Origin of the sequence: Streptomyces luteireticuli, from assembly GCF_041519305.1 — a bacterium.
In the GTDB taxonomy this organism is placed as follows: domain Bacteria; phylum Actinomycetota; class Actinomycetes; order Streptomycetales; family Streptomycetaceae; genus Streptomyces; species Streptomyces luteireticuli.
The window spans coordinates 6,165,074-6,177,116 of record NZ_CP167927.1 but is presented as its reverse complement, the minus strand read 5'-3'; the positions used below and the strand labels follow the sequence as shown (position 1 = coordinate 6,177,116).

The 12,043-nt window shown below is 71.8% G+C and carries 11 protein-coding genes; 4 read left to right on the top strand and 7 right to left on the bottom strand.

Features of this window, described 5'->3' with window-relative positions:
- Window positions 1-115: 115 nt before the first annotated feature.
- Window positions 116-1,036 (top strand): sucrase ferredoxin, encoded by a 921-nt coding sequence (locus AB8735_RS27820; protein WP_372410100.1) that lies wholly within the window; start codon window positions 116-118, stop codon window positions 1,034-1,036.
- Window position 1,037: 1 nt separating this feature from the next.
- Here the strand turns inward: AB8735_RS27820 and AB8735_RS27815 are convergent, their stop codons facing one another.
- The 3 genes from AB8735_RS27815 to AB8735_RS27805 form a co-directional block, all read right to left on the bottom strand.
- Window positions 1,038-2,096: an ABC transporter substrate-binding protein gene (locus AB8735_RS27815; protein WP_344025346.1), complete on the bottom strand. Its 1,059-nt coding sequence runs from the start codon at window positions 2,094-2,096 to the stop codon at window positions 1,038-1,040.
- Window positions 2,097-2,226: 130 nt separating this feature from the next.
- Entirely contained in the window at window positions 2,227-3,096 is an 870-nt protein-coding gene (locus AB8735_RS27810) for an ABC transporter permease (RefSeq protein WP_372410098.1), read from the bottom strand.
- A complete protein-coding gene (locus tag AB8735_RS27805) occupies window positions 3,086-3,931 on the bottom strand; it encodes an ABC transporter ATP-binding protein (RefSeq protein WP_372411924.1) in 846 nt (281 codons plus the stop codon). The genes AB8735_RS27810 and AB8735_RS27805 overlap by 11 nt, the downstream gene beginning before the upstream one ends.
- Window positions 3,932-4,177: 246 nt before the next feature.
- Here AB8735_RS27805 and AB8735_RS27800 point away from each other — a divergent pair, with 246 nt between their 5' ends.
- Both AB8735_RS27800 and AB8735_RS27795 read left to right on the top strand, forming a co-directional pair.
- Entirely contained in the window at window positions 4,178-5,833 is a 1,656-nt protein-coding gene (locus AB8735_RS27800; protein ID WP_372410097.1) for an ATP-binding protein, read from the top strand.
- Window positions 5,830-6,507: a response regulator gene (locus tag AB8735_RS27795; protein ID WP_344025352.1), complete on the top strand. Its 678-nt coding sequence runs from the start codon at window positions 5,830-5,832 to the stop codon at window positions 6,505-6,507. The genes AB8735_RS27800 and AB8735_RS27795 overlap by 4 nt, the downstream gene beginning before the upstream one ends.
- Window positions 6,508-6,530: 23 nt before the next feature.
- Here the strand turns inward: AB8735_RS27795 and AB8735_RS27790 are convergent, their stop codons facing one another.
- The 4 genes from AB8735_RS27790 to AB8735_RS27775 all read right to left on the bottom strand — a co-directional run bounded on the left by AB8735_RS27790 (window position 6,531) and on the right by AB8735_RS27775 (window position 11,326).
- Complete coding sequence (locus AB8735_RS27790) at window positions 6,531-7,268, bottom strand: response regulator (RefSeq protein WP_372410094.1); 738 nt, start codon at window positions 7,266-7,268, stop codon at window positions 6,531-6,533.
- Between the two features lie 85 nt (window positions 7,269-7,353).
- The gene (locus tag AB8735_RS27785; protein WP_344025437.1) at window positions 7,354-8,502 is read right to left on the bottom strand and encodes a histidine kinase; all 1,149 of its coding nucleotides are present in this window, start codon (window positions 8,500-8,502) and stop codon (window positions 7,354-7,356) included.
- A 34-nt stretch (window positions 8,503-8,536) separates the two neighbouring features.
- The gene (locus AB8735_RS27780) at window positions 8,537-9,025 is read right to left on the bottom strand and encodes a DUF1453 domain-containing protein (RefSeq protein WP_372410092.1); all 489 of its coding nucleotides are present in this window, start codon (window positions 9,023-9,025) and stop codon (window positions 8,537-8,539) included.
- Window positions 9,026-9,205: 180 nt separating this feature from the next.
- Entirely contained in the window at window positions 9,206-11,326 is a 2,121-nt protein-coding gene (locus AB8735_RS27775) for a DNA topoisomerase IV subunit B (protein WP_344025359.1), read from the bottom strand.
- A 433-nt stretch (window positions 11,327-11,759) separates the two neighbouring features.
- On the opposite strand from AB8735_RS27775, the gene AB8735_RS27770 reads away from it, so the two are divergent.
- A complete protein-coding gene (locus tag AB8735_RS27770; protein WP_004949045.1) occupies window positions 11,760-11,990 on the top strand; it encodes a hypothetical protein in 231 nt (76 codons plus the stop codon).
- Window positions 11,991-12,043: the final 53 nt, after the last annotated feature.

Here is a 12,043-nt window from a genome sequence, read left to right as displayed (position 1 = left end):
CCGGCCGCCCCGGGAGCCGTCGGGCCCCGGGGGCCCCGCCCGCACCAGGATATGGTCGTACCGGAAACGGACTTCCGAGCTGAACCGTTCCGCCAATCAGGTTAGGCTCGCCTATGTGAGCACGTGCGCGACCGCCTCCCGACTGCTGGCCGAACCCCTCTCCGGCACCGCCGCCACCGCGCGCACCTGGCTGCTCGTCGAACAGCCCGGACCGTGGGGCGACCGGGCGCTCACCATGAGCCACCTCGACCCCGCGACGGGCCGGGCGCTGGAGGAGGCCACCGCCGGCACCGACGTACGGATCGCCCTGATCCGCCGCCCGGGGCGGCACGCGGACTGCCACCGGCCCGGCACCCGGCGGATCTTCGCCGCCCACACCGCCCCCGGCCGCTCCTGGATCCGCACGGCCGAGGTCACCGACCCCGCGCTCCTCCTGGACCTGGACTTCGCGGCGCTCGGCGCCGGGGACCACGGCGGCCTGGGAGAGGCGTACGAGGGCGAACCCCTCGCGCTGGTGTGCACCAACGGCAAGCGGGACCGCTGCTGCGCCCTGCTGGGCCGGCCGCTGGCGGCCGAGCTGACCGCCGCGGGCGGGACCGAGGTCTGGGAGGTGACCCACATAGGCGGCCACCGCTTCGCGCCGACCCTCCTCGTGCTGCCGTACGGCTACTCCTACGGCCGCGCCACCGCCCCCGCGGTCAAGGAGGCGCTGGAGGCGGCGCGCGAGGGCCGGATCGTCACCGCCGGCTGCCGCGGCCGCTCCGCCTGGGCGCGTCCGGCCCAGGCCGCCGAGCTGGCGGTCCGGGCGCTGACCGGCGAGGAGGGCGCGGACGCCCTGGACGTGTCCGGGACCGACACCTCCGGGAACCCGGGGGCGGCGCCGCGCTGGACGGTGACCGTGACCCACACCGACGGCCGGTCGTGGCGGGTCGTCGTCGAGCAGGGCGCCGCGACTCCGGCCCGGCCGGAGAGCTGTGGCCGGGCACCGGTCTCACCGGGCCGGATGGACGTGGTCCACATCGCCCCGGCCGGCTGACTCAGCCCGCCTTCTTCACGAACTCGGTCGTGTAGGTCCTGCTCAGGTCCACCGAGGCGTGCCCGAGCTCGGGGTTGAAGGACTTGAGCACCTCGTGGACCGTCCTCGGCCCGTCCTCCGGCATCACCCCGTCCTCGGTGAACATCGGCAGGGTGCCGGCGATCGCCTTGGTGTAGAGCTCCTTGCCGCCCTTGGCGTAGTCGGCCGGCATCTTGGCGGCGATTTCCTCGGGCCTGTGCGAGGCCATCCACTTCAATGTCTTCACCAGGGCGTTGGCGAGCCGCTGCACGATCTCCTTGTGCCCGTCGACCCAACTGGTGTTCATGTAGAGGCTGGAGGAGGGGTAGAGCCCGCCGAGCGCGGCCCTGGATCCCTCCGGGGTCCTCATGTCGATCAGCACCTTGCCCGCGCCCTTGGCGAGGATCTGGGCGACGGTGGGGTCGGTGGTCATGCCGGCGTCGACGGACCCCCGCTGGAGCGCGGCGACGAACGTCTGGCCCGCGCCGACCGCGACCGGGGTGAACTCACTGACCCGCACGCCGTTCTTCACCGCCAGGTACTTCGTCAGGAAGTCCGTGGACGACCCGAGGCCGGTGACCCCGAGCTTCCTGCCCTTGAAGTCCTTGGCCGAGGTGATGCCGGAGGCGGCCTTCGTGGAGACGATCTCCACCTCGCCCGGCGTCCGGGCCAGTTGGACCACGGACTCGACGGACTTGCCCTTGGCCTGGAGGTCGAGCGTGTGGTCGTAGAAGCCCACCGCGCCCTGGACCTCCCCGGACACCAGGGCGGTGGTGGCCTGCACCCCGGCGGGTTCGGTCAGCAGCTTGACCGAGACGCCCTCGTCGTGGAAGTGCCCGAGCATCTGGGCGAGGATCACCGGCAGGTAGATGACCTTGTCCAGGCCACCGACCATGATCTTCACCTGCTCGCCGCTGAGGGCGTCCCTGCTCTTCGGCCCCGGGCCGCCGGACGCCTCGTCGGCGCACCCGGCGAGGGCGAGGCACAGGACCCCCGCGGTCACCGCCGCGGAGAGCCTGGTGAACGTGCGGAACGTGCGCATCCTTGAGTCCTTCGGGTCATGGTGCACGGGTTCGGGGACGTGCGTCCGGCGGGAGCGCCGGGAAGTACGAGGATCACGGGGCGTACGGGGTGTCGTGGGGCGTACGAGGTCGCCGCGGACGGACGAGACGTCAGCGCCCCCCGTCCCGGTTCTGCGGCTTCCAGCGGAACAACCGTTTCTCCGCGAAGGTCAGCAACGCCTCCGCGAGGAGCGCGACCACGGCGAGGATCACCATCGCCGCGTACACACCGGCGGTGTTGAAGGTGCCCTGCGAGCCGGAGACCAGCAGGCCGACACCCTGGGAGGCGCCGATGTACTCGCCGACGATGGCGCCGATCAGGGCGAAGCCGAAGCTGACGTGCAGGCTGGTGAAGATCCACGAGGTGGCGGAGGGGACGACCACCTGGAGGGTGACGCGCCGGTGACTCGCCCCCAGGATGCGGGCGTTGGCGACCAGGTTCCGGTCCACCTCGCGCGCGCCCTGGAAGGCGTTGAAGAACACCGGGAAGAACACCAGCACCACCGCCGAGGCCACCTTGGAGGCCGGCCCCAGCCCGAACCAGATCAGGAAGAGCGGGGCCAGGACGATCCGCGGCAGGGCGTTGAGCACCTTGATGAACGGGCCGAGGACATCGGCCAGGAACGGCACCCGGCCCAGCGCGATGCCGAGCACCACCCCGCACGCCACGCCGATCCCCCAGCCGAGAAGGGCCTCCTGGAGGGTGACCCAGATCTGCTCGCCGAGCGAACCCTGCGGTGTGCCGTGTGCGGTCCACTGCCAGATCTGGTCCCAGATCTCCGACGGCATCGAGAAGTTGAAGGGATCGATGGCCTTCGCCCGGGACAGCGCCTCCCAGAGAGCCAGCAGGGCGGCGAGCAGCAGCACCCGGGTCAGCAGGACCAGGACCCGGCGCTTGCGGGCGGCCCGGGCCCGGGCGGCGCCGCGCTCCCCGGCGGGCCGCTCCGCCGCCACCGGCACGGTCACGGACTCAGGCGGCACGGCCGGCCCCCCTCTCCCGGGTGATGCGGACCTCTTCCCCGAGCGACGCCCAGATCTCGCGGTAGATCTCGACGAACCGGGGCTCCAGACGGACGGATTCGACCTTGCGGGGCCGGGCCAGCGGAACGGGGAAGACTTCCTTGACGGTGGCCGGCCCGGCGGTCATCACCACGACCCTGTCCGCCAGGGCGATGGCCTCCTCCAGGTCGTGGGTGACGAAGACGACGGAGGCCCGGGAGGCGGGGCCGGTGCGCGTACCGCCCCACAGGTCCAGCAGTTCGTCCGACATCAGCGCCCGGGTCTGTACATCCAGTGCCGAGAAGGGCTCGTCCATGAGCAGGATCTCCGGCTCGTTCACAAAGGTCTGGGCGAGCGCCACCCGCTTGCGCTGGCCGCCGGAGAGCTGGTGCGGATAGCGGTCCTCGAAGGCCGCGAGACCCACCCGGCGCAGCCAGTCCCGGGCCCGGCCGCGGGCCTCGGCCTTCGGCATGCCGCGGAAGCGCGGACCGGCCGTGACGTTGGACAGGACGGTGCGCCACGGGAAGACCGCGTCCTGCTGGAAGACGAAGCCGACCTGCGGGGGAATGCCGGCCACGGGCCGCCCGCCGACCAGCACTTCGCCCTCGGTGGGCTCCTCCAACCCGCTGACCAGGGTCAGCGTGGTGGACTTGCCACAACCGGTCGGACCCACCACGGCCACGAACTCGCCCTGTCCCACGACGAGATCGAGGTCGCGGACCGCCGTGTGGTCCGTGCCCGACGGTGTCCGGAACACCTTTGTCGCGCCGCGCAGTTCGATGACCGGGGCGCCTCCCGGTGGATCGCCGATGTTCATCCGTCCGCCTCCGCTCGCCCCGCTGCCGCCCGGCCCCGCGATCATGTACGGGGCGTTGTGCGGAGGGTAGGAGCGGCCCGTGAGGGGCGGGCAGCCTTGTGAGCGCTGTGCGGGTTGAGCGCACGAACCCTGTTCTACTCGTTCTTCTCACGCTAGAACAGGTGGCGGAACAAAGGCTGTCGTGCCGCAAGGCCTCGGAACGTCGCGCTCCGGCAGGGGTGCCGGTGCCACACGGAAAGGATCCGCATGCGCCCCCGGTGGTGGCCCCGCCGCATCTTCGCCCAGGTCCTGTCGGCGCAGTTGCTGACCGTCACCGGGGTCACCCTGCTCACCGCGGGCTCCGTCCTGGCCCCGCTCGGCTCCCGCCTGGACGAACAGGCGACGCGCCGGGCGCTGGCCATCGCCCAGACCACCGCGGCCCAGCCCGGCATCGTCCACGACCTGCTGGCCGCGCGTCCGGTGCCGGACGGTCCCGTGCAGGCCGACGCCGAGCGCATCCGCCGGGCCACCGGGGTGCGTTACATCGTGGTGACCGACGCCCGGGGGATCCGCTACTCGCACACCGATCCCGCGCGGATCGGCCGGCGCGTCAGCACCGATCCGGGGCCCGCCCTGGCCGGACGCGAATGGACGGGCATCGAGAGAGGCACCCTCGGGCGTTCGGCCCGGGGCAAGGTCCCGCTGCGCGACGCCCGGGGAAGGGTCGTCGGCGCGGTGTCCGTCGGCATCTCCTACGCCGGCGTCCATGCCCTGCTGCTGCGCTCCGTGCCCGGTGTCCTGCTGTACGCAGGAGCGGCGCTGGCCGTCGGGGCCGTGGCCGCCGCCGCCGTCTCATGGCGGCTGCGCACCCGCACCCGTGGCATCGAACTCGCCGAGATCCCCTCACTGCTGGAGGAGCGCGAGGCGGTGCTGCACGGCATCGGGGAGGGTGTCGTCGCCCTCGACCGGAACGACCGCGTCCGGCTGGTCAACGACGCGGCGCAGCGGCTGCTGGGCCTCGGGCCGGACGCAGCGGGGCAACCGCTCGACTCCGTGCTGCCGCCCGGCCGGACCGCCGATGTCCTGGCGGGCCGGATCACGGGGACGGACCTGCTGACGGTGCGGGACGGCCGCGTCCTGGTCGTCAACCGCAGGGACACGGCGGACGGCGGGGCGGTGGCAACCCTGCGCGACCGGACCGAGGTCGAGCACCTCGGGCGTGAACTGGACGGGACCCGCGGTCTCACCGAGGCGCTGCGGGTCCAGGGCCACGAGCACGCCAACCGGATGCACACCCTGGCCGGGCTGCTCGAACTGGGCCGCTACGAGGAGGCGGCGGCCTTCCTCACCGAGGCGACCGGCCTGACGGAGACCCCGGAGGCACGGACGGCCGCGGCCGTGGCCGAGCAGGTGCACGATCCCCTGGTGGGCGCACTGCTGGTGGGCAAGGGCACGGTCGCCGCGGAGCGCGGTGTGGCACTGCGGCTGAGCCCGGCCAGCCGGCTGCCGGACGAGGTGGCGGACCCGCGGGATCTGGTCACCGTTCTGGGCAATCTGGTGGACAACGCCCTGGAAGCGGCGTCGGGCGGCGGCCGGTTGGCCGGAATGCGGGGCGCGGAGCGGCCGTCCGTGGAACCGTGGGTGGAGGTCGATCTGCGGGTGGCGGGGTCCACCGTGGTCCTGCGGGTCTCGGACAACGGACCGGGCGTTCCGGCGGAGGCGAGGGAGCTGGTCTTCACCGACGGCTGGACCACCAAGGAACCCGTCCCGCACCGCCGCCGGGGCCTCGGCCTCTCACTCGTCCACCGGTTGGCCGAGCGGTACGGCGGCTCGGCCCGGGTAGGCGAACGAAGCGGTGGCGGGGCGGTGTTCACGGTGGAACTCCCGGAGGCGCTGCGCCTGCCCGAAGGAGCGAACCGATGATCGAAGTCCTCGTCGTGGACGACGACTTCCGCGTTGCAGAGATCAACGCGGCCTATGTACGCCGGATTCCGGGCTTCCGGGTGAGAGCCACGGTCCACAACGCGGCCCAGGCCATGGCCGTGCTGGACCGGGAGCCCGTCGATCTGCTGCTGCTCGACCACTATCTGCCGGACGAGACGGGCCTCTCGCTGATCCACCGCATCCGTCAGCACGGCCATGGGACCGACGTCATCATGGTCACCGCGGCCCGCGACGTCGCGACCGTCCGCACCGCCATGCGCTACGGCGCCCTTCAGTACCTGGTCAAACCGTTCTCCTTCCCTGGGCTGCGGGTGAAGCTGGAGGCGTACGCCCAGCTGCGCCGGACGCTGGAGGGGACGGAGGAGGCGGAACAGGACCAGGTCGACCGGATCTTCGGCGCCCTGCGCACGGCCGCCACCACCCCTCCCCTGCCCAAGGGCCACTCCGCCCCGACCGCGGAGCTGATCCGCCAGGTGCTCTCCGACGCCGCGCAGCCGCTCTCCGCCCATGAGGTCGCCGCCCGCTCCGGGCTGAGCCGCTCCACCGCCCAGCGCTACCTCAAGCGCCTGGAGGAGTCCGGGCGGCTCAGTCTCACCCTGCGGTACGGGGAGACGGGCCGGCCGGAACACCGTTACGCCTGGGCGAAGCAGTGAGGTCGAAGCAGTGACCCGCCCGCTCAGCGGGACGGGCCCGGAGGCCGGGCGATGCCGTGGTGGAAGGCGTAGCGGACGGCCTGGGCCCGGTCCCGCACCCCGGTCTTGGCGAAGAGGTTGTTGATGTGCGTCTTCACCGTCGCCGTGCTCACATGGAGCCGACGGGCGATCTCCGCGTTCGACAGCCCCTCGGCGACCAGGGTGAGCACCTCCGCCTCACGGGCCGTCAGCCCGTCGGGCAGCACGCCGGACGACCGCCGCCCGTCCGCCGCCTCCCGCGCGGACGGCTCCCCTGCGTCCGGGGGGCTCCCGGCCGCGGACAGCCGCTCCAGCAGCCGCCGTTGGATCCGCGGCGACAGCCCCGCCTCCCCCGATCTGACGTCCTCGATGGCCCGGACGATCTCCTCCCCTCCGGCGTCCTTGGTGAGATAGCCCCGCGCACCGGCCTGGAGCGCGGGGAAGAGCGAGTCGTCGTCGCCGAAGGTGGTGAGCACGACCACCTGGGTGGCCGGATAGCGGGCGCGGATGCGCCGGGTGGCCTCGACCCCGTCGCAACGCGGCATGCGCAGATCCATCAGCACCACGTCCGGTGCGTGCTCGCCGACGAGCCGCACCGCCTCCAGCCCGTCGGCCGCCGACCCGACCACCTCGATACCCGGCAGCAGCCCCAACAGCATCACGATGCCCTCGCGCACCACGGTCTGGTCATCCACGACCAGCACCCGCGCAGCCCTCGGACCCGCTCCGCTCTCCTCGCTCACACCGCTCCCGCTTTCCGCACTGCGGAGCCCGGCAGCGCCACCGGAACCCTCCGCCGCCACATGCCCCCTCGCCCCGCGCACCCCATCACGCGGGCACCCTCAATCGCACCACGAACCCCTCCCGATCCGGCCCCGCCTCCAAGGTGCCGCCGAGCAGCTCGGCGCGCTCCCGCATGCCGAGCAGACCGTACCCGGCACCGGAGGCCGCCAGACCCTCGTTCTGCCCGCGCGCTCCCCCGTCGTGAACCGAAAGCTCCACCTCCCCCTCCAGATAGGAGAATTCCATCGCCACCCACGCACCGGGAGCGTGCTTGCGCACATTGGTGAGCGCCTCCTGCGCGACCCGGCGCACCGCGAGCCCGGCCTCCGCCGGCAACCGGCGCGGCCGCCCGGTCACATCGAGCCGGGCCCCCTCCGAGGCCGCGATGTCCCGGAGGAACTCCTCCGGCTGCGTCATCTCGCCCCGCAGCGCCGACAGCGCCTGCCGCGTCTCGGACAACCCCTCACGGGCCATCCCCCGCGCCGCCGTGACCCGTTCGAGGACCAGTTGCCGCTCCGCTCCGCTCTCGATGAGCAGCCGGGCCGCCTCCAGGTGCACCAGCTGGGCGGAGAGGCTGTGCGCCAGGACATCATGGATCTCCCGTGCGATCCGGGCCCGTTCGGCAAGCGCGGCGGACTCCGCCTCCGCCTGCCGCGCCGCCCGCTCCTGGGCCAGCAACCGGAATCCCGCCCCCCGGGCCTCCTCGTCCAGCCGCAGCGAGTACCCGATGAGGAGCACCGCTCCCACCGCCCCGGCGGCGGTCGGCAGCGCCTCCCGGCCTGCCAGGATGTACGCCCCCATGGCGACCCCCGCGACGCCGAGCCCCGGCCCGAGGGGAAGCCGCTCCACCGCGACGACCGCGGCGACGCACCAGAGCCCGGAAGCGGCGACATGACTCCCCGCCCACTCCGCGACGCCTCCCGTTGCGATCAGCACCGTCAACAGGCCCACCGAGGGCCAGAAGCGCTGCTGGAGCGTGGTGATGAAACAGCGCCAGACCGCGACGGAACAGATCGCCAGACCGGCCCCGAGCCCCGCATAGCCCCATCCATGCAGCGCCTCCTCGCGCACGATGCCCGTGAGGAAGACCCCGACCAGGACGACCCGCACGATCCAGGTCAGCACCCGGCGGCGGCGCGGGACGCCGACCCGGGAGAGCGCCTCCCGGGGCGGCCACTCGGTCCAGTTCTCCATGGGCACGTACCGCTCCTCCGCCGACGCGCGGGACTCAGCCACCGGCAACGACACCGTACGACGGAACCAGCCGCCCGGCCCGGTGCAGGAGGACCACCGAGCGGGCCGACAGCATGGCGGCGACCGTCAGCATGGCGCCCGCCGCGCCCTGATGGACCCCGAGCAGCACCCCGATCCCGATCAGCCCCAGGCGCAGCACCATCCCCCCGGCCCAGACGGCTCCCGTGGCCTTCGTCCCCCGGGCCCAGACCGCCCCGGTGTCGTCGGTCCATATTCGGGTGGTCCACGCCCAGGCCACGCCCGTTCCGATACCGAGCAGTGTCCCGGCCGCCAACAGGCCCACGGACATGGCCCGGTGTCCGGCGTCCACCAGCCCCGGCTCGCGGAGGGCGACGACGCCCAGCACCGCCGGGACGACCCACCACCGCCGGGAGCCCGGGACGACCTTCTGGGGCTTCATCTGGCGGACGACCACCAGCGCCACCAGCGCGACGACCACCAGCACATTGACCGGACCGGACATGGAAAGCCTCCGTGGAGCGCGGACACGACGGTCGCACGCGGTCCTGCCACAACCAGGACGCCGCGGAACGACACATCCGACGCTACGGACCCGGCCGACGGCCCGGATCGGAGCACGGGTGGACCCCGGGTGGAGATCGCTCCCCGGCCCGGGGCCCCTTCTCCACCCGGGGGTGGAGGCTCAGGCGTCGATGCGCGAGCGGTCCAGGGTGGCGGCGGAGTTGGTGATGAACTCCTTGCGCGGCGCCACCTCGTTGCCCATCAGCAGGTCGAAGGCGCGCTCGGCGGCCTCCAGGTCGCTGATGTTGATCCTCCGCAGGGTGCGGTGGCGCGGGTCCATCGTGGTCTCCGCGAGCTGGTCGGCGTCCATCTCGCCGAGGCCCTTGTAGCGCTGGATGGAGTCCTTGTAGCGGACGCCCTTGCGCTCCAGCTCCAGCAGGGTCTGCCGCAGCTCGTTGTCGGAGTAGGTGTAGATGTACTTGTCCTGGCCCTTCTTGGGCTGGATCAGCTCCACGCGGTGCAGCGGCGGGACCGCCGAGAACACCCGCCCCTGCTCCACCATCGGTCTCATGTAGCGCTGGAAGAGCGTGAGCAGCAGACAGCGGATGTGCGCGCCGTCCACATCGGCATCGGCGAGGAAGATGACCTTCCCGTAGCGCGCGGCGTCGATGTCGAAGGTCCGGCCCGACCCCGCCCCTATCACCTGGATGATCGCGCCGCACTCGGCGTTCTTGAGCATGTCCGAGACCGACGACTTCTGGACGTTGAGGATCTTGCCGCGGATCGGGAGGAGCGCCTGGAACTCGGAGTTGCGCGCCAGCTTGGCGGTGCCCAGCGCCGAGTCGCCCTCGACGATGAACAGTTCGCTGCGGTCCACGTCGTCACTGCGGCAGTCGGCGAGCTTGGCCGGCAGCGACGAGGACTCCAGTGCCGTCTTGCGGCGCTGCGCCTCCTTGTGCTGACGGGCCGCGATGCGCGTGCGGGCCGCCGCGACGACCTTCTCCAGCACGGCCCGCGCCTGCTGCTTGGCGTCGCGCTTGGTCGAGGTCAGGAACGCCTTGAGCTCCTTGGCAACCACATTGGCCACGATCCGGGAGGCGGCCGAGGTGCCCAGGACCTCCTTCGTCTGCCCCTCGAACTGGGGCTCCGCCAGGCGGACGGTCACCACCGCGGTGAGCCCCTCCATGGCGTCGTCCTTGACCACGTCGTCCTCGGCGACCCGCAGCAGCTTGGACGAGCGCAGCACCTCGTTGACGGTCCTGGTGACCGCCCGCTCGAAGCCCGTCACGTGGGTGCCGCCCTTGGGGGTGGCGATGATGTTGACGAAGGACTTGACCGTGGTGTCGTAGCCGGTGCCCCAGCGCAGCGCGATGTCCACCCCGAGCTCCCGGGTGACCTCGGTGGGCGTCATGTGCCCGCGGTCGTCGAGGACCGGGACGGTCTCCTTGAACGTGCCCTGGCCGCTGAGCCGCAGCACGTCGCAGACGCCCTTGTCCTGCGCGAGGAACTCGCAGAACTCGCTGATGCCGCCGTCGTAGCGGAAGGTCTCCTCGCTGACGCCCGTGCCGTCGAGGTCCCGCTCGTCGCGGACCACGATCGTCAGCCCCGGCACCAGGAAGGCGGTCTGCCGGGCACGCCCGTACAGCGTCTCCAGGGAGAGCTTGGCGTCCTTGAGGAAGATCTGCCGGTCCGCCCAGTAGCGGACCCGGGTGCCCGTACGGGTCTTGGGCACCTTCTTGCCCTTGAGGAGCCCGTTGGCCGGGTCGAAGGGGGCGTCGGGGCCGGACTCCGTGAAGATGCCGGGCACCCCGCGCCGGAAGCTGATCGCGTGGGTCCTGCTGCTGCGGTCCACCTCCACGTCCAGCCGGGCGGAGAGCGCGTTGACGACCGAGGCGCCCACACCGTGCAGACCGCCGGAGGCGGCGTACGAGCCGCCGCCGAACTTTCCTCCGGCGTGCAGCTTGGTCATGACGACCTCGACGCCGGAGAGCCCGGTCTTGGGCTCGACGTCCACCGGGATGCCCCGGCCGTTGTCGCGGACCTCGACGGAGCCGTCGTCGTGGAGGATCACCTCGATGTGGTCGCAGTACCCGCCGAGGGCCTCGTCGACCGAGTTGTCGATGATCTCCCAGAGGCAGTGCATCAGGCCACGGCTGTCCGTGGAGCCGATGTACATGCCCGGACGCTTGCGAACGGCCTCGAGTCCCTCGAGGACGAGCAGGTGCCGCGCGGTGTAGTTGGATCCGTCCCGGTCTGCCCCGGTCAGCAATGCAGTGGACGGCACGGACGTATCGGCGGTCACGCGGTTCGCTCCTCGCTGAATTTCTCTCTGGCCCGTCTGAGGGCGCAATGGCTGGCTCGGTCGCCGTTCAGAGGGTACCGAGGCCCAGTAGAGCCTTTGTGCCGCCACCCGCGGCAATGGCCATGCTAGTCGAGCATCGAACTAGGGTTCGATGACTCAATGGGGTGACGTGCACATCACGTTCCCTTGGAGGCATGAACCATTTAGGCTCCGGGCACGTCCTCAAGAACAACCCGGCAAGCCGGCCGGGAGGACGGAAACCCCCAGCGATGTGAAACCGTAAACCCACGCAATACGGCTCATTCGCCGCCAAACGTCAAGATCCGGCTCACTCGGAAGGAAGTTTCGAGGAAAAGCCACGAGCGGGAACGTTTTCGGCCTGGTTGGATGTTGACCCTGGTACGACAGCTCGTCGAGCTAGAGAAGAGGCGACGTGACTACTGTTCTGACCCCCGCGAGCCCGCTGACGGCCGCTGATCGCTGCGACCGGTGCGGCGCTCAGGCCTACCTGCGCGTCGTTCTCCTGAGCGGCGGTGAACTGCTGTTCTGCGCCCACCACGGGCGCAAGTTCGAGCCGGAGCTCAAGAAGATCGCCGCGGAGATACAGGACGAGACGGAGCGACTGACGGCCGTCCCGGCCTCCGCGTCCGACGAGGACCGCTGAGTCCGCCCCGCGAGCTCCCGGCTCCACCGGCGGAACGCCGACACATCGCATCC